The sequence below is a fragment of the Fodinibius roseus genome, from assembly GCF_900129315.1.
Classification (GTDB): Bacteria; Bacteroidota; Rhodothermia; order Balneolales; family Balneolaceae; genus Fodinibius; species Fodinibius roseus.
The window spans coordinates 337,675-354,320 of sequence record NZ_FQUS01000001.1 but is presented as its reverse complement, the minus strand read 5'-3'; the positions used below and the strand labels follow the sequence as shown (position 1 = coordinate 354,320).

General features: G+C 45.4%; 16 protein-coding genes. 14 read left to right on the top strand and 2 right to left on the bottom strand.

The window, feature by feature from the left end; all coding sequences use genetic code 11:
* Positions 1–281 precede the first annotated feature (281 nt).
* On the bottom strand, positions 282–1,541 hold the full coding sequence (locus BUB16_RS01460; protein WP_073059033.1) for a GAF domain-containing sensor histidine kinase: 1,260 nt from the start codon (positions 1,539–1,541) through the stop codon (positions 282–284).
* A 728-nt stretch (positions 1,542–2,269) separates the two neighbouring features.
* Between BUB16_RS01460 and BUB16_RS01455 the strand changes: the two genes are divergently transcribed.
* The 13 genes from BUB16_RS01455 (at position 2,270) to BUB16_RS01400 (ending at position 13,385) form a co-directional block, all read left to right on the top strand.
* Complete coding sequence (locus BUB16_RS01455) at positions 2,270–2,914, top strand: response regulator (protein ID WP_073059032.1); 645 nt, start codon at positions 2,270–2,272, stop codon at positions 2,912–2,914.
* A 385-nt stretch (positions 2,915–3,299) separates the two neighbouring features.
* Positions 3,300–3,710 carry a PRC-barrel domain-containing protein gene (locus BUB16_RS01450; RefSeq protein WP_170864239.1) on the top strand — a complete coding sequence of 137 codons (411 nt, stop codon included), beginning with the start codon at positions 3,300–3,302 and terminating at the stop codon, positions 3,708–3,710.
* Between the two features lie 4 nt (positions 3,711–3,714).
* Positions 3,715–3,885 (top strand): hypothetical protein, encoded by a 171-nt coding sequence (locus BUB16_RS21340; protein WP_170864238.1) that lies wholly within the window; start codon positions 3,715–3,717, stop codon positions 3,883–3,885.
* 35 nt (positions 3,886–3,920) lie between these two features.
* Positions 3,921–4,106, top strand: a complete 186-nt coding sequence (locus tag BUB16_RS01445; RefSeq protein WP_073059030.1) for a CsbD family protein — start codon at positions 3,921–3,923, stop codon at positions 4,104–4,106.
* A gap of 138 nt (positions 4,107–4,244) precedes the next feature.
* Positions 4,245–4,622 (top strand): hypothetical protein, encoded by a 378-nt coding sequence (locus BUB16_RS01440; RefSeq protein WP_073059029.1) that lies wholly within the window; start codon positions 4,245–4,247, stop codon positions 4,620–4,622.
* A gap of 392 nt (positions 4,623–5,014) precedes the next feature.
* The gene (locus BUB16_RS01435) at positions 5,015–6,790 is read left to right on the top strand and encodes a metallophosphoesterase (protein WP_073059028.1); all 1,776 of its coding nucleotides are present in this window, start codon (positions 5,015–5,017) and stop codon (positions 6,788–6,790) included.
* 14 nt (positions 6,791–6,804) lie between these two features.
* Positions 6,805–8,538: a GMC family oxidoreductase N-terminal domain-containing protein gene (locus BUB16_RS01430; RefSeq protein ID WP_139240141.1), complete on the top strand. Its 1,734-nt coding sequence runs from the start codon at positions 6,805–6,807 to the stop codon at positions 8,536–8,538.
* Positions 8,539–8,584: 46 nt separating this feature from the next.
* On the top strand, positions 8,585–9,565 hold the full coding sequence (locus BUB16_RS01425; protein ID WP_350354127.1) for an alpha/beta hydrolase family protein: 981 nt from the start codon (positions 8,585–8,587) through the stop codon (positions 9,563–9,565).
* Positions 9,566–9,595: 30 nt separating this feature from the next.
* Positions 9,596–10,483: an acetoacetate decarboxylase family protein gene (locus BUB16_RS01420; RefSeq protein WP_073059025.1), complete on the top strand. Its 888-nt coding sequence runs from the start codon at positions 9,596–9,598 to the stop codon at positions 10,481–10,483.
* Positions 10,484–10,504: 21 nt separating this feature from the next.
* The gene (locus BUB16_RS01415) at positions 10,505–10,993 is read left to right on the top strand and encodes an anthrone oxygenase family protein (protein WP_073059024.1); all 489 of its coding nucleotides are present in this window, start codon (positions 10,505–10,507) and stop codon (positions 10,991–10,993) included.
* A 10-nt stretch (positions 10,994–11,003) separates the two neighbouring features.
* Entirely contained in the window at positions 11,004–11,420 is a 417-nt protein-coding gene (locus tag BUB16_RS01410) for a DUF4345 family protein (protein ID WP_073059023.1), read from the top strand.
* Positions 11,421–11,429: 9 nt separating this feature from the next.
* Positions 11,430–11,813, top strand: a complete 384-nt coding sequence (locus BUB16_RS01405) for a hypothetical protein (RefSeq protein WP_073059022.1) — start codon at positions 11,430–11,432, stop codon at positions 11,811–11,813.
* Between the two features lie 24 nt (positions 11,814–11,837).
* Positions 11,838–13,385 (top strand): patatin-like phospholipase family protein, encoded by a 1,548-nt coding sequence (locus BUB16_RS01400; RefSeq protein WP_211483046.1) that lies wholly within the window; start codon positions 11,838–11,840, stop codon positions 13,383–13,385.
* Between the two features lie 418 nt (positions 13,386–13,803).
* On the opposite strand, the gene BUB16_RS01395 is transcribed toward BUB16_RS01400, so the two are convergent.
* Complete coding sequence (locus BUB16_RS01395; protein ID WP_073059021.1) at positions 13,804–15,774, bottom strand: aconitate hydratase; 1,971 nt, start codon at positions 15,772–15,774, stop codon at positions 13,804–13,806.
* A 430-nt stretch (positions 15,775–16,204) separates the two neighbouring features.
* Between BUB16_RS01395 and BUB16_RS01390 the strand changes: the two genes are divergently transcribed.
* The gene (locus BUB16_RS01390; RefSeq protein WP_073059020.1) at positions 16,205–16,525 is read left to right on the top strand and encodes a Dabb family protein; all 321 of its coding nucleotides are present in this window, start codon (positions 16,205–16,207) and stop codon (positions 16,523–16,525) included.
* Positions 16,526–16,646: the final 121 nt, after the last annotated feature.

Sequence of the window (16,646 nt, the reverse complement as noted above, 5' to 3'; positions counted from 1 at the left end):
AAGAAATTTAAGTAACGAAAGAAATAAATAAGAAAAAAGAAATTATTTTCAAATAAAATCAAATAACCTTCGTTACTACATTCAATTTGGCAAACATTATTAATTAAGGATTTCCCTTATCATAATCCCTAAAGGCGGCGTACCTGGAATATCGGACGCCGCCTTCTTTTTTACCCCTAACCGGATCTCCCTGTCAGCTTTATTTGTTAGTGAGGTATACGGATCAGCTATCTGAACAGTAGACACATTAATTCCCGGGAAACTTAATGAAAGGGAAAGGGCTATCCATCTTCCGTTTCCTGTTCTTCCTTTAATTTTTCCAACGGAAGCGTAATCGTTACCCGGGCTCCTGTTGCATGGTCATCGGAAATATCCTCAATATCGAAAGTGCCGCCCAGCAAATCCATGCGATGTTTTATAATTCGCAATCCTTTTCCATTACTTTGTTTTTTATTTGATATCCCAATACCATCATCTGCTATCTTCAGTATCAGATTGTCATCCGATTCCCGTACGGTAACCGTAATATTCTTCGCCGCTCCATGCATCACCGCGTTTTTGATAGCCTCCTGTACCACATGGTACAAATGAGTAGCCATCTTCCTGTTTTTAATTTCAGTCACAATTTTATTCATCTTCAGCATGCAGTTAATGTCGTATAATTTTTGAGTCTGCCGCATAAGAAAATGAAATGCATATTCCACGCCCTCCTTTTCAATATCAACAGGAATGATATCATGCGTTAAGTTACGTATCCCTTCAATTCCCTTGTCTATAATGGAATTTAATGTAACAATTTGTTCAGCTATACCGGTCTCATTTTGTTTCAGTTTATTCTCGATATCATGGATAATAATTTTAGCTGAAGCCAACATCTGTCCGAGATTATCATGAAGATATCCGCCCAGCTCCCACCGTTCTATAATATTATTTTTTAAGATATCTTTTTGGTATTGCCGGCTTCGCTTCATCTCCTCTCTAAGCTGGGCATTGGTCTTTTTTAACCTTTTTTGGGTCTTTTTTCGTTCTATAGCCACTGCAACAATATTGGCAGCCATCTGGATAAAGTTGAGCTCGCTTTCTGAAAACGATCGCTTTTCAAGTGTATAAAATCCAAACACGCCGTAGGTCTCTTCCGTCCCCCTGACAGCAACAAGAACACTACTCTTAAAATCGTGGTGTTTTAAAATGGGAGAGATTATAAATCGATTTTCTTTGGTATAATCATTTACACAAACCGGCTTTCCGGATTGTAATGCATAACCAAGATCCCATTTTGCATCGTTAATAATTTTCAACTCTTTACATTCACAACCGGTCTCGGCTACAACCTTAAGCGTATCCTGTTCGGGATTATATTGAGCGATAAACGTACTTTCCACTTCCAGGTTCATACAAGTTTGTTGTACAGCCCGGTGCATAATTGCCTCAAGATCATCCTGCTCTAAAGCATATACCCCCAGCGTAGCCAGCGACTCATGATAACGCTGCTGTTTAATTGGCTCTATTTCTGTTCGAGTCTTTCCTTTATCATTTTTCATAAAATTTGGGCCTTGATCCCGGATTTTGCGACAAAAAACTTATTTACCTGCACGTTTTCTTCCCATGTAGCTGAGTGAAGTATCTCAGGAATGACCCCATCAGGATTAGGAAGACACAGCAGATGAAAATTAATGCCCTGATCGACCTCATCTCATTTATTTGAATTTGAAAGTAAACCATCAGGAAAAGTATAACATCGGGGCCATTTTTTCTATTTCAATATTTTACAAGAACAATCATAACATTATCGTGATAAGCTATAGTTCGGCGTGCATGATGCCCTCACCTGTTTATTTCTATAGAAATTTTATTCCACAGCAGTTAATATATAACGGGGAATTCATAAAATGTTCCTTCATTAAACACAGGAGAAGGCAATGGCATCAGGGATAATAAGCGGTTAACCATACAACTGAACCTTCTATTACACAACTACTACGAGCAATACATACTATTCATTTTTCCATTCATTTTTGGTTGACATTCATTTTTAGAGGGAACATTTTATAGTATATTTACTTTAACATACGGAGGGATTAACAATGTTATCAGTGTCATACATAATTAAACACGAAAATATTACGGTACCGGGCTACGAGTTGCTTTCGCGTTTAACGGGCCCCCTCTCCCACCGATACATGACACCGATTATTACAACTAAAATGTTATCAGTTTTTTGAATGCTGATATTCACAGACCACCATTTTAAATTAACGGGGTACAAGTTATGATTAATACCGTCATTGCTGACGACCATCCTTTAATGCGGGAAGGAGTCAAAAAAGTTATTGACAATGAAATGGGAATTCAGGTGGTCGGGGAATCCTCAGATGGCAGAGAGCTGCTTAGCAAACTCGAGGCCTCGCCTCTGCCTGATATTGTTATCCTGGATATTACTATGCCTGGAAAAAGTGGCATGGATCTTATAAAAGATATTAAGAATTTATACCCTTCGTTACCCATTCTTATTCTCAGTATCCATCCGGAGGAACGATTTGCCATACGTGCCCTCAAAGCCGGGGCCGAAGGCTACCTTTGCAAATCCAGCATATCAAAGAAGCTGGTTAAAGCAATTAAAAAAATCGTAATCGAAAAAAGAAAGTATATTACCGAAGATGTAGCCGAACAACTGGCGCTTCAGGTAGATCAAAGTCGCCCCAATGGTCAACCGCTACACGAATCACTTTCTGATCGCGAATTTGAGGTTCTGTGTATGATTGCTGCAGGAAAAGGTGTGGCTGAAATAGCAAATGAACTTTCCCTGAGTCCGCATACGGTCCATACTTATCGCTCGCGGATAAAAGAGAAAATGAATCTGGCTACAAATGTGGAAATGACCCGGTACGCCATCGCAAACGATTTGATTCAGTAGGTGATTCTGCTGCCGGCCTTCCGCTCTATCTCGCATTTCTCCAATTTTAAAAAGAATATGGCTAAATCGCCGATGGCATAAAAGGCTATCGTTGTTAAAAATATATCCTGACATATCCTTTCTCCTTTACGCCGAGTTCAAAGTACATTTTTTACAGAGTGATGTAGCAAAATTGTCTACGCAAATATCACAGTTCGTTCTATGTTTTAGTCCGATGATCTTTAATAAAATGGGTATGAGAAAAAAACAAGACCACCTGAAACGAGGTGGTATCCTATTTCACCAGCAATTGGATGTAGATATGCCAGACCCTACCAGCCCGGCCACAAACCTGCAAAGACCACTGCAGAAGAAACAAAACAGCGGTCAACGAATGGTAATAGATGTGATTGATGAAGAAATAATAATGAAATTACGGAACTCGCTGACGTCCCATGCTATGAGTGCAGAGATACGTAACCATAAAGGGGAGTTCCTGGGTCGCATAAAAGAAATAAGGTATGATGATAAAAATAACCTCCAATATATCATCTTGCACTGTACAAATTTCTTCGGAGGAGGAAATCGATATTTCGCTGTACCGGCATCGTCCGACCTTTTGGAACTTTCCGAAGAGGGAAAAGTGGTACTGAAGGTTGACAAAAATGATTTGAAGCTGGCCAAAGGCGTTTCCGCTGATAAATGTCCCCCGCCGAGCTTCCCATTCGGACCCTCCATCTATGAACTTTACAATTACTGTGATTCTACAGGTCAGAAGCACAGAATTCAAAAACCAATAAGCAGAAAAAACAACTGATTTTATGAGCTCAATAAAATTCGAGGGAGAAATCCCCGGAAATAAGAACAAAAAAGACCAACCCTACTCTATCGACAATCCCGAGGATCTGACCATAGAAGAATTAATGGAAAGTATTCGACGTAAAATAAGGCGTATCCAACAATCGAAACAATCTGGCACTCGCCGCACATAAACAATCCAACCACCCAATCATTAACATACAGTCACATGAATAAATTAAACATCAAAGGCAACTGGAACGAAAAAAAAGGGAAATTAAAACAAAAATATGCAGAACTGACTGATGACGACCTAATCTATGCAGAGGGTAAGGAAGAAGAGCTTGTCGGCCGTATTCAGCAGCGGCTGGGGACGTCCAAAGAAAAAGCACGGGAAATCGTTCGTAATGCCTGAAATAAAAGCATATAATTTATACCTGCGAAGAGGGCCTAACTTGCTGTCATTCCCGAGTAAGCTAAAGCGCATAAAGCCCCAGCCGCTACCTTTAACAGGCTGGGGCTTTATATTTTTTATACTTAACATATAGATGTTATGGATATCACACTACCGATAGTAAAAGTGAACGGTGAAACCGGCCGGGGACAAGCCCATATTCAGCCTGGAGTTAACAACTGGATTGGCGTATGCGTAGTAAGTAGTCATCTGGTACCCCGGCACGCAAAAAAAGACAAAGCAGTCACCATAGAATATGATGGCCCCTTCAATTGTGGAGAAGAATGTATAAATGGAAAGGGTACAGCCAAAGTGTTGCATATTTCCCCGTCAAAGCAAAAAAACCGTGCAGTCATTACCATCGAGGGTATCGGAGAACCTATACTGGAAAAAGGATGGAAAAAAGAGTTGAGATTCAATTATAATGAAAATTTACCCGTCTATTTGAATCCCCATAAAAAGCGCCCGGAACTTTGATAGATCAAGTTTAAAGCATCTCCCCGGAACAGATTTCCACTCTACAGTCCACTGCTCCGTACTTATTATATCAATGTCCCTCCGCTGTCTGAGCATAATTCCCCTATTACTAAAAGAAAATCAAGGGATCCCGGTGCCGTCTGTCCTACAAGGATATAATTTTAAAACTGTACCTTGTTAAATACATTTTTTTCGTTTATTGTTTTAAAAAAGCAGCACCCGTGTCTAAGGGAAAAAAACTTAACCTATAATTTACAGGGTAATACAGGAATAGGTTGCTTTTTGGGTACCTCTTTCAACTTCTGTTCGTGATCTAAAAAAATTAGCCTGTTTGAACCGGATGCGATACCAAAAGGGGATGATAAAGAATATTTCACCTTATATTCCAGAATATGGCGACTGACAAACCCAGGAGTCCCGACCGGGATAGTAATAAATTATTGGGATTCGAAAAAAAACGGATGGTTGACTGGTATAGCCCCTCCCAATTAGCTCAAACCGGTTTACGTACCGTTATTTCAGCAGTATTTGGCGACTATGCCGACAAGAGGGAGATGCAGGCGGCTCTGCAGCTTACCAATGAGATACAACCGGTCGAAGATTTCTCAGATCGATCATCAATATGGATTGATTACGTATCAGATATAGGCTCCGGCTGGAATTCCTCCTATTCTGTTGCCTACCTGATCGGTCGGAAGAAATTAATGGTCAGTGACAGCGCGGGTGAAAACCACCTTTTGCCCCGGGCGAATATGCTGGTGATGGGAGGAGACGAAGTGTATCCCACTGCCACCTGGAAGGAATATCAAAACAGGCTCATTGCTCCATATCGCTGTTCACTGCCCTATGTAGAGGAATCGCCTCCCTCCCTGTATGCCATTCCCGGGAATCACGACTGGTATGACGGGCTCTCCAGTTTTATCAAAATGTTCTGTCAACAGCGATGGATTGGCGGATGGCACACCAAACAGACACGGAGCTATTTTGCCACCAGGCTCCCTCATGACTGGTGGCTCTGGGGTATCGATATTCAGCTATGTGCGGATATCGATAAAACACAAATCGATTATTTTGATAAAATCTATGAACAGGCCTCACCCGGAGATGATATTATTCTGTGCACAGCCGAGCCAGCCTGGACGTATCAGGAATACCAGCAGGACGACAAAGCCTACAGGAATCTCAAGTTCTTCCAGGAGCGATATTCCAAAAAAGAAGACAAGAAGCAGCTGAATTTTCGGCTGTTACTGGCAGGCGACCTGCACCATTACGCCAGTTTTAAAAAAGAGAATGACCCTGATCCCGATTGGAAGATAACAGCCGGCGGCGGCGGTGCTTTCTTGCATCCGACTCATCAGGTTCCAGACCGGCTTCATTTGGAAACGGGTACTTTTACAAGGAATACGTCTTTTCCTGATGAGTCTACCTCACGGAAACTCGCATGGAACAACCTCAAGTTCCCGTTCATTAATAGAACATTCGGGGGTTTCTTTTCCGTAATATATCTTCTTTTTGCCTGGTTAACGGCGGTCAGCAATACGGCGGGGGGCGATCCTGCATCGTTTTTCCATGCTCTTTCAGCATTATCAATCAGCCAGGCAGACGAAGCACTCCGGCTCTATAAAAATTTATTGTTCTATAATCCTGAAATAACTTTTCTGCTACTGATTGTTTTTGCCGGCATTGTGGTCTTTGCTGATAAAAACAGAAAGAATAATATAACCTGTTGGATTTTAGGTTTCCTGCATGGGTTGTTCCAAATTCTTTTGATCCTTTGCTCTATTTGGATTACCGCTGCATTGCTGATTGCCCTGTTCGGGACCATCCCGGTCAGCATGACAGGTATTGCAGCCGGCGGTATAATAGCTGCAGCCCTGGGATGGCTTTTTAGCGGATACGCCATGGGCATATACTTGTTGGTCGCTATTTTACTTCTGAAAACACATGATACGGAGGCTTTCTCGTCTTTTCGCGGAGAAGATTATAAAAACTTCATACGCATCAAGATCTCCCCGAAAGAATTGACCATATTTCCCATTAAAATTCCCACTGTATGCCGCCACTGGCAATATAATGCCGGGGTCGAGGGTGAACATCCCTGGTATTCCCCGGACGGTGACCTGCAATATGATCTGATAGAAGATCCGATCGTGCTTCGACGCAAATAATTAATATGACTGTTATGGAACGATTATCACTCCCTGTTGAACAAATGAAGGAACATTACCGCGTGGTGGTTGTGGGGTCCGGTTACGGAGGAAGCATCAGTGCCTCCCGGATGGCCCGAGCGGGACAGTCGGTTTGTCTGCTGGAGAAGGGGAAAGAGCTGCATCCGGGGGAATATCCGGACAGGGAGGCGGAAGCTACAAAAGAGATGCAGATGGACCTGGAGGGAAAACACGTTGGCCCCGAAACCGGACTGTACGACTTTCGTTTTAATGAAGATATCAATGTATTCCAGGGATGCGGACTGGGAGGGACTTCGCTGGTCAATGCGAACGTCTCTTTGCCTCCGAAAGACTGGGTGATGGCCTCTGAGGAGTGGCCCTCCGCTTTACAGGCGGACAGGAAGACCCTGGATGAGTGCTTTCGGCTGGCAAAAAATATGCTAAAGCCAACACCCTATCCGGGGGACTGGCGGACCCCTGCAAAATTAAAAGCAATGGAATCGGCCTCTGGAAACTGGGAAAAAGGCGCTTTTTACCGTCCCCCCATAAACGTAAACTTTGAGCAGGGAGAAAATCATGCCGGCGTGTTTCAAAACGCCTGCAACGGATGCGGTGATTGTGTAACCGGCTGCAACTACGCGGCCAAGAATACCACGCTCATGAACTACCTTCCGGATGCCAGGAACCACGGGGCGGAAATATTTACGGAAGCGGCCGTAGACCGGATCGAACGCCACCGGGAGCAGTGGGTGGTACGGTATAAGATCATGAATGCGGGAGGTAAAAAATTCGGGGAATCCACAAACTTTGTCACGGCTGATATCGTCATCCTCGCAGCCGGCACCCTCGGAACCACTGAGATACTGCTGCGATCGAAAGAAAACGGACTGGAGATGTCGGATATGCTGGGACAGCGTTTTACCGGTAATGGCGACTTTCTCGGGTTCGGCTACAATAATGACGTTGACGCCAATGCTATTGGAATGGGACACAAAGAACCGGATAAAGATCGTCCCGTCGGTCCCTGCATTACGGGTATCATCGACCTGCGAGAAGACAAATACACCCATAGTAAAAAAAGTGAAGGGATGGTGATAGAAGAAGGCGTGATCCCGGGGGCCCTGTCCGCTTTTGTACCCTGGATGCTCGCCTTTTCCTCCAAATTTATCGGAAGGGATACCGATCGGGGATTTACTGATTTCTTTCGGGAACTATGGCGTAAATTGAGATCTCTTCTGGGTGGCGCATACCGGGGCGCTACCAGGAACACCATGACCTACCTGGTCATGACCCACGACGATGGAAAGGGCGAGTGTTTTTTAAAAAACGACCGCATACGAATAACCTGGGATGATGTGGGCAAGCAGTCTATCTTCCAAAAAGTGAGCCGGAACCTTGAAAAGGTTACGCAGCGGCTTGGGGGCACCTATATAAAAAATCCGACCTGGAATAAACTGTTCAAACATCGACTTACTACGGTGCATCCTCTTGGGGGAGTGATTATGGGAGAAGATGCCACAGAGGGGGTGGTTAACCATAAGGGGCAGGTCTTCGATAATACAAATGGGACGCAGGCTTATAAAGGATTATATGTAAGCGATGGCTCTGTTATTCCCCGGACCCTGGGCGTAAATCCGTTGCTGACTATCTCTGCCCTGGCTGAGCGAAACTGCAAGTATATGGCTGACGATTACGGGTGGACCATCGACTACAGTACGAACAATATCTCTGATCATCGTGAGCACTAAAAAAACATATAGTGAGCAGATCATCCCTTTTAAGGCAGGCGACGGCATGTCCTGTAACCTTATCAATGTGAAAGCGGAAGAGCACCCGCCTAAAGGTCCGGTGTTACTCGTTCACGGAGCGGGGGTGAGAGCCAATATTTTCAGGGCTCCCGTTGAAACCGACATCGTGGATTACCTCGTACATGAAGGCTACGACGTTTGGTTGGAAAACTGGCGGGCAAGCATCGAATTTCCACCCAACGAATGGAACCTGGACCTGGCGGCCAAATATGATCACCCCGAAGCCGTATCCAAAGTTGTTGAGAAGACGGGATACGAGGAGATAAAAGCGATTATTCACTGCCAGGGATCCACGAGCTTTATGATGTCGGCTGTGGCCGGACTGGTACCCCAGGTGACAACCATCATAAGCAATGCTGTCTCTCTGCACCCGGTCGTACCCGATTGGTCCGTCTACAAGTCAAGGTTTGCCCTTCCGGTGGTAGCGCTCTTCACTGATTATCTTAATCCCCAGTGGGGCAAAGAAGCGCCCTGGTTTTTTCCCAGAATTATCCACAGTCTCGTTGAATTTACCCACAATGAATGCGACAACGGGGTATGCAAAGAAGTCAGTTTTACCTATGGAAGTGGGTTTCCGGCCCTCTGGAGGCATGAAAACCTGAATGAGGCTACGCATGAGTGGTTAAGGGAGGAGTTTGCCGAAGTCCCGGTGCTTTTTTTCAATCATATTAAAAAGTGTATTGAGAAAGGGAACCTGGTCTCCCTGAAAGGGGAAAACGAACTGCCGGGGGATTATATAGCTACTGAGCCTCAAACAAAAGCAAGGTTCGCATTTTTTACCGGCGAAGAAAACCTTTGCTTTCTGCCCGAAAGTCAGCTCAGAACCTATAATTATTTTAATCGCCGGGAACCGGGACGTCATGCCCTGCACTGTATTCCAGGCTACAGCCATCTCGATATCTTTATGGGAAAAAATGCCGCTTCTGATGTATTTCCGCTAATCGCAGAAGAACTGGAAACGACCTAACAAATTATTAATCAGCTGATAATTATTACCATGGGAGTACCAAAACGAATTAAACGATACCGGGATCGTCATGCATCAGTTGACGGCATCCCTTACGTCATGCCTATAAACTGTGTGGACTCCCCTGCCCTGTTTGCCGGCTTCCAAATAAATGCAGATAAAGCAAAAGGCTTTTTGCCGGGCAATGAACTGCATCCCTTCCGGCTATGGAATGGCAAAGGAATTCTGCTAATTACGGTGATCAATTACCTGGAAACAAGCATTGGTAAATATATCGAATTCAGCATTGCCATTGCCTGTACCCGCGGACCCAAACCCGCACCGCCCCTGCTGCCTGGACTGTTTATGAGCTGGTACGGAACCGGGCAGTATGTCATCGATCTGCCTGTGAGCTCTGAAATTTCAGTCAAAGGCGGAAAAGGTATATGGGGAATGCCCAAGCACCAGGCCCGCTTGGATTATAAAATCAGTGACAAGATCGTCAGCAGCCAGTATGAAAAAGACGGTCAGTTCGCCATGCGGATTGAGATCGACCGTCCCTCTAAAGCCTGGATCCCGTTTAACATAGCCGCCACGAACTATTGCAAATTCCGCAATATGCTGATGGCTTCCTACATCTACTTCAACGGGAAAGCGGGATTAAATTTATTTGGGAGTGCCAATGCCCGGCTTTACATCGGCGACCATCCTAAAACGGCCCCGCTACGGGACCTCGAAATCGACAGCGCCCCCTTTCTCACAATGTATATCCCCAGGGCGAACGGTATCCTCGACGACCACTTGGAAAGCTGGTTTCTGACATATGACGCCCCCCCGTCCCGCATGCCGGAAGGGATGGAAAGCGTAGTTGACCTGGGATTAGATAAAGAATGGCTGGCTCCACCCTCGATTACGGAGTATGAGCATTTCAAAATTTAATTAAAACGATTGACTACACCAATGAAAAACATACTGCTGAAAATCAACAAATCCTTTTTGTTTGCCTGCGTCTCCATGTACTTCGGCACCGGATGGTCACTGGTCTTTTTCTCTCTTCCCTCGGCGGATTCCCTGACTCCGGAAAATTATTACGAACAGTTTGTACCGCCGATAAACCGGGCGACTGACTTTTTTACCGTCATGACGATACTGATGTTTCTGTCGGCCATAATCATCATTATCGAAGAATGGAAATCGTATCGAAAATGGTATCCGATAGGTATTCTATCAGCTGTCGTTGCGGCTACCATTCTGACGTCGGTTTTTATCTTTCCCTACAACGAACAGCTGGCTGCGGGAATCACCAACCGGGCGGAGCTACAACAGATCCTCAGTACCTGGCAAAACCTGCATCTTGTCCGCATGTTTTTTTGGACGGGAGAATGGGTGTTGATGCTGCTCTATTTCTTAAGCTATTTCCCAACCCACAGAAGTCTAACCTATAAATAGTTACACCGGGATGAAAACCCTTAATTATTTCTTCTTTTATACCTATATCGGACTGGTGGTTCTGGCTGGATTCTGGGGAGCTTTTCTCGGGGCTGATGTAGACCATCAGCTTTTGCTTAGTCTCGATACCAGTACGCTTGCTGATGAAACGCGGGCCAATGTTCTTAGCCAGTACCGGTTTCTCCGGGCCATGGAACTGGGATTTGGTCTGTTTGCCATTGTTTTTCGAACCGAAATTTTTACGGTTAAAAAATTTAATACTCTCTTTCTGACGATTATGCTTGCAGGAGTCCTGGCACGAACTGTTTCATTATTTGCTGACGGTTCACCAAGCTGGATTTTTTACTTTTTTATGATTTATGAAGGAGTCGGCGTTATCATTATTTTCCTGTATTCGCGAAACCGGCTGGAACGATCACTGCAATAAGAAAAAAATATGACCTATAAAAATCATGTAAAAACGGTCCTGAAAATTATAGCGGCCATTACCATAATCAGCGGGTTGGTTCAAGCCGTTAACCCGGCATTGGTCCTGTATATTATTGATGGGGCCGCAACGCCGGCATCTACGCATTTCTTTGGCATTGTCGGCCTGTTTATGGTCTTGTTTGGGGGACTCCTGTACCACGCCCTCGGGGCAACACGGCACCAGCCTGTGGCCGTGTTCTGGTGCGGGTTTCAAAAATTCGGGGCGGCCGCAGCCGTTGGGCTCGGAGTCTCCCGGGACATTTTTTCGTGGCTGGCCCTGGGGGTTGCCGGCTTTGATCTTGTCTCGGGATTCCTGATTATGATTTACTGGTATTCTATAAAGGAACGATAATAATACTGCTTTTTGACAAAATTAATGATGAACAAACCAAAAGAACTTGTTTACGGAGCGCCAACGACTGACTCTACGGGTCCCAGGCGATCGCTTGTGCTCGCGGGCGGGGGCATGCGCGTGGCCTACCAGGCCGGGGTCATACGGGCCCTGGTTGAACACAATCTTTGCTTCCACCACGCCGACGGCACTTCGGGTGGCACGATGAACCTGGCGATGCTGCTGTCGGGACGCTCTCCTGCGGAAATGTGTGACCGGTGGCGTACCCTCGATGTCAAAAAATTTGTTTCCATGCTGCCATTTGACGAATACCTGCGCTTGCATAAAACTAAGGCACTTGGCAGCGCCGAAGGGATTGTCAATGAAGTGTTTCCGCACCTTGGTATTGATATTGAGAAGATCAGGCAAGCCAGGGGTATGCAGGGGACCTTTAACATCTGTAACTATACGGGCAAGATCAACGAATCCATACCTCACCAGAACATAGCGCTGGATCTGCTGGTAGCAGGCATTTCACTTCCGATATTCATGCCTGCTGTTCATTATCAGAATAAGAAGTACATCGATGCGGTCTGGATTAAGGACGCGAATCTGACCGAAGCTGTGAAGCGGGGAGCCGAAGAAATTTGGCTGGTGTGGTGCATAGGGAATCACGGGCAATACAGGGACGGCCTGTTCAACCAGTATGTACACATGATTGAAATGAGCGCCAACGGGGCCCTGTTTGAAGAGTTCGATCGTCTCAGAGAACTGAACGAACGAATCCGCCGGGGCGACTCGCCCTATGGTCAAGATCGGCCGGTAACTCTTCATGTTATAAAACCGGAGTATCCCCTTCCCCTGGATCCTGATTTCTTTTTTAATCGTATAGATGCTTCCACCCTTGTGAGTATGGGATATGCTGATGCGATACAATATCTGGACAAGCGCGACGAAGAAGGCGTTTCTTTTACAACTACTGCTACTCAAATGAAAGACCCGGCGCCCGGTATAGCTTTCCGGGAAAAGATGGAAGGCTGGTTTGCCTTGGGTGAAACGGATCCGAAGCAGGGAGCCGTTGCAGGCAGGGAGAAAGGCAGCCGTATGTCCCTGCATGCTTCTATTTATATTCGCGATCTGGAAGGATTTATGGAGAACCCGGACCATGGCGGAACGATGAACGGGCACCTTGTTTTTGAGGACTTCGACAACTACCTGCCGGCTAAAACAGGAGTATTTAACCTGTTTGTGGAAGATGATAAAGATACCGAAGTCAAATGGATGATCTATGAATTATCGTTCAGCTATAGTGACCGGGAGTACTATTTAGCCGGAAAAAAGGAGGTGAAAAATGATCCCGGTTTTGATCTCTGGAATGATACCACCACCTTAAAGGTAAGGTTATTCGAAGGATCTGATGACACAGGCGATATCGTTGGGGCCGGTATACTCAGACTCGAGGTAAAAGAACTGATAAAACTTATTAAAAGCATGCATGCCATCGATGCTTCGGGGGCGGCTGAAGAAATAAATTTGCTTGCTAATTTCGGGACCTTCTTTCTGGGAGAATTGTGGGATACCTATGGCGGCTGACCCGGATTTTTCACCAGGAAACTTGTGCTTGAAGCAGGGCAAAGGAAAAATGGCAGGCCGACATATCTCCCTGCGCCCGATACGATATGGTTATCTTCAACGCCGCTGACGGGCAACGTTCGCAGTGTGTTACGCGCTGTTATAATTTCGGTCTCAAAAATCGAACTACATTTATCTGTATCATGAGGATACTACAATATATCATACCCTTTGTGAAAAATACGGGGTATCCCTTTTTCTCATCACTAAGAATATGGAATAACTCCAAGCTCCTTAAGAGTGAGGATACATCCGGGCTAACAGAAAAGTCGGAAAAACAACTTTTGTATCCGGTTAAAAAATAAAAAAAACCGGAATCCCGCTGATCTGATCCATCAACGGGAATTCCGGCGTTTCATATCTGCTGCTGTTCCCGGAACTAACCGCTGCCGTTCTTTTTCCGGGCCTTAAAGCGATTGATAACGCCGCCATGGAGAACCGCTTCTTTCTGCCGGTCGCTAAAGGTGTGTTTTACCGTGTATTTATTCCCCTTCGTCTTATTGTGAATAACCACCTCATTGCCATTTTTAATAGCACCACGGATATCATTCACCGTCAGGACATCCCCCTGATCGATATCTTCATAGTCCGCATCATGTTCAAATTCGAGCGGCGGAATACCGAAGTTGATTAGATTTTGCCAGCCGATACGGGCATAGCTCTTGGCAATTACCGCACGCTGTCCCAGATAACGCGGTGCTATGGCAGCATGCTCACGGCTGGAACCCTGTGCGTAGTTTTCACCGGCAACGACCACGTGTCCCCCGTGCTCGCCTTTGGCTTGCATAGCCCGGTCGTGAAAATTCTTATCTACGACATCGAGCGTAAATTTGCTGATTTCCGGGATATTACTTCGAAATGGCAGTACTTCAGCTCCGGCGCGAAGAATTTCATCGGTGGAGATATCATCGCCCATCTTAAGCAGGACGGGCACTTCAAAATCTTCAAGCGGATCAAAGTCTGGCATGGTTGAAATATTCGGCCCTTTCTTGATTTCGCCCCGTTTCCCTTTGGGTTTGGGCTCGGTGAGCATTTCGGTGTTTATGAACAGCTCATCGGGATGCTCAAAAACCGGATACCTCATGTTGTAGAGATCTTCAAGATCACGCGGATCTGTAATTTTGCCCGTCAACGCAGAAGCGGCCGCTGTTTCCGGACTGACAAGAAATACCGAGTCCTCGGGCGTTCCCGACCGGTCGGGGAAATTACGCGGCACCGTGCGCAGGCTGTTTTGTCCCGATGCAGGGGCCTGCCCCATTCCGATACAGCCGTTACAGCCGGCCTGATGTATACGGGCGCCGGACTGAACCAGGTTAAACATTACGTTATTTTTGACCATATTTTCGATAATCTGCCGTGATGTCGGGTTGATATCGAAGGAAACATTATCATCAACCATTTTATCCCTCACAATCTCAGCGGCAATCCAAAAATCACGGTAGCCCGGGTTGGCCGAAGATCCTACATACGACTGGTATATATCCTCTCCTTCTACCTCGCGGACCGGCACCACATTGCCCGGACTGCTGGGAAGTGCAATCAACGGCTCCACATCATCGAGGATGAGCTCTTCATACTTGTCATACTCCGCCCCTTCGTCAGCAACCAATTCCACAAATTCGTCCCCCCGGTGCTGGGATTCCATGAAACGGCGCACTTCACCGTCAGCCGGAAATACCGTACTTGTTGCTCCCATCTCCGTTCCCATGTTGGCTAAAACGTGGCGATCCATCGTCGAGAGATTTTTTAACCCTTCGCCGAAATATTCAATAACATAGCCGGTCGCTCCGTCCACATCATAGCGGCGAAGCATTTCAAGCACGACATCTTTGGCACTTACCCAGTCGGAAAGTTCTCCTTTCAGTTCGACCCCCAGAACTTTCGGCATCTTCATATACATCGGTTCTCCGGCAATCGCAAAAGCTACATCAAGACCGCCGGCACCAATGGCCAGCATCCCCATACATCCGGATGCAGGAGTATGACTGTCGGATCCGGCCAGCGTTTTACCCGGGATGGCAAACCGCTCGGTTTCAATTGGGTGACTTACCCCGTTGCCCGGCCGGCTGAACCACATTCCAAAATGTTCGGCAGCTGACTTCAAAAACACGTGGTCATCCGGATTCTTGTAATCCGTCTGTATCAGATTATGGTCCACATACTGGCAGGATAATTCAGTTTGAGCTTCTTCCAGCTCCATGGCTTCCAACTCCAGCATGACCATGGTCCCTGTGGCATCCTGGGTAAGCGTCTGGTCAATCCTGAGGCCGATCTCTTCACCCGGCTTCATCTCGCCATCGACGAGATGACTTTTAATTAACTTTTGCGTTACGTTCAGTGGCTTACTCATAAATAATATTTTTTAGCTATCTTTTGATTTCCTAATTATGTAAAGGCTAACTCGACGCCAATCGTTTCCAAAATATGGTTCGTGAGACTTTTTTTCTTGCAATTCAACCGAAAACTGCTAATTTAAAAGTGTTCTAATCTGTCATGACGAAAGCGGCTTAGTTTTTTTCATAATTTTTTATTAATTATAAACAGGAAAGATGTTATAGACAGGAGACACGACGTTTTGGTTGTATTAGCTTTATATGTGCATTCGTTCTGAATAGATGATCTGTCCTATGAAAAGAAAACTACATTTATCAATTGATCGTCCTGTAATCTCGATTCAGCCTTAGCCTGCCCGGCACACAACCGAGAACCGAATTCAGCCACTTTTTCAATAACAAACAGTATTCCATTAATAAAGCACACATAGTAGGAGAAAGAATATTATGATTCGACACGTAGTAATGTGGAAGTTAAAAGATGAAGCCGAAGGAGCCTCCAAGGAGAAAAACGCTGAAAAAATGAAACTGATTCTGGAGGGATTAAAGATTAATATCGAAGAAATTAAAAATGTAGAGGTGGGTATTAATATATCCGAGGACGACAATGAAGCAGGGAAGCCCTATGACGTGGTCCTCATTTCTGACTTCGAAACAGAGCTCGATTATACCATGTATACGCGCAACGAACATCATAAGAAAGCGGTCAAATTCATCAATTCAGTTATTGAAGATCGTAATTTTGTTGACTACAAAGTAGATATTTAAATCCTGCTATAAGATTTTATCAGCCAACAAGACATGAAAACATATCAAGAGGGCTTTGAAAAACCAGGGGGTTGTTCAAGGTCAGGGCCAGAGCGGGTTGCAGTCGCAGTATAACGTATCT

What these genes read in the sequence shown, in the direction of transcription:
- BUB16_RS01425 (WP_350354127.1), top strand. Translation starts at nt 8,585, where the DNA reads ATGTCCTGTAACCTTATCAATGTGAAAGCGGAAGAGCACCCGCCTAAA.
- BUB16_RS01410 (WP_073059023.1), top strand. Translation starts at nt 11,004, where the DNA reads ATGAAAACCCTTAATTATTTCTTCTTTTATACCTATATCGGACTGGTG.
- BUB16_RS01395 (WP_073059021.1), bottom strand. Translation starts at nt 15,774, where the DNA reads ATGAGTAAGCCACTGAACGTAACGCAAAAGTTAATTAAAAGTCATCTC.
- BUB16_RS01445 (WP_073059030.1), top strand. Translation starts at nt 3,921, where the DNA reads ATGAATAAATTAAACATCAAAGGCAACTGGAACGAAAAAAAAGGGAAA.
- BUB16_RS01420 (WP_073059025.1), top strand. Translation starts at nt 9,596, where the DNA reads ATGGGAGTACCAAAACGAATTAAACGATACCGGGATCGTCATGCATCA.
- BUB16_RS01455 (WP_073059032.1), top strand. Translation starts at nt 2,270, where the DNA reads ATGATTAATACCGTCATTGCTGACGACCATCCTTTAATGCGGGAAGGA.
- BUB16_RS01440 (WP_073059029.1), top strand. Translation starts at nt 4,245, where the DNA reads ATGGATATCACACTACCGATAGTAAAAGTGAACGGTGAAACCGGCCGG.
- BUB16_RS01430 (WP_139240141.1), top strand. Translation starts at nt 6,805, where the DNA reads ATGGAACGATTATCACTCCCTGTTGAACAAATGAAGGAACATTACCGC.
- BUB16_RS01415 (WP_073059024.1), top strand. Translation starts at nt 10,505, where the DNA reads ATGAAAAACATACTGCTGAAAATCAACAAATCCTTTTTGTTTGCCTGC.
- BUB16_RS01400 (WP_211483046.1), top strand. Translation starts at nt 11,838, where the DNA reads ATGATGAACAAACCAAAAGAACTTGTTTACGGAGCGCCAACGACTGAC.
- BUB16_RS01405 (WP_073059022.1), top strand. Translation starts at nt 11,430, where the DNA reads ATGACCTATAAAAATCATGTAAAAACGGTCCTGAAAATTATAGCGGCC.
- BUB16_RS01390 (WP_073059020.1), top strand. Translation starts at nt 16,205, where the DNA reads ATGATTCGACACGTAGTAATGTGGAAGTTAAAAGATGAAGCCGAAGGA.
- BUB16_RS21340 (WP_170864238.1), top strand. Translation starts at nt 3,715, where the DNA reads ATGAGCTCAATAAAATTCGAGGGAGAAATCCCCGGAAATAAGAACAAA.
- BUB16_RS01460 (WP_073059033.1), bottom strand. Translation starts at nt 1,541, where the DNA reads ATGAAAAATGATAAAGGAAAGACTCGAACAGAAATAGAGCCAATTAAA.
- BUB16_RS01435 (WP_073059028.1), top strand. Translation starts at nt 5,015, where the DNA reads ATGGCGACTGACAAACCCAGGAGTCCCGACCGGGATAGTAATAAATTA.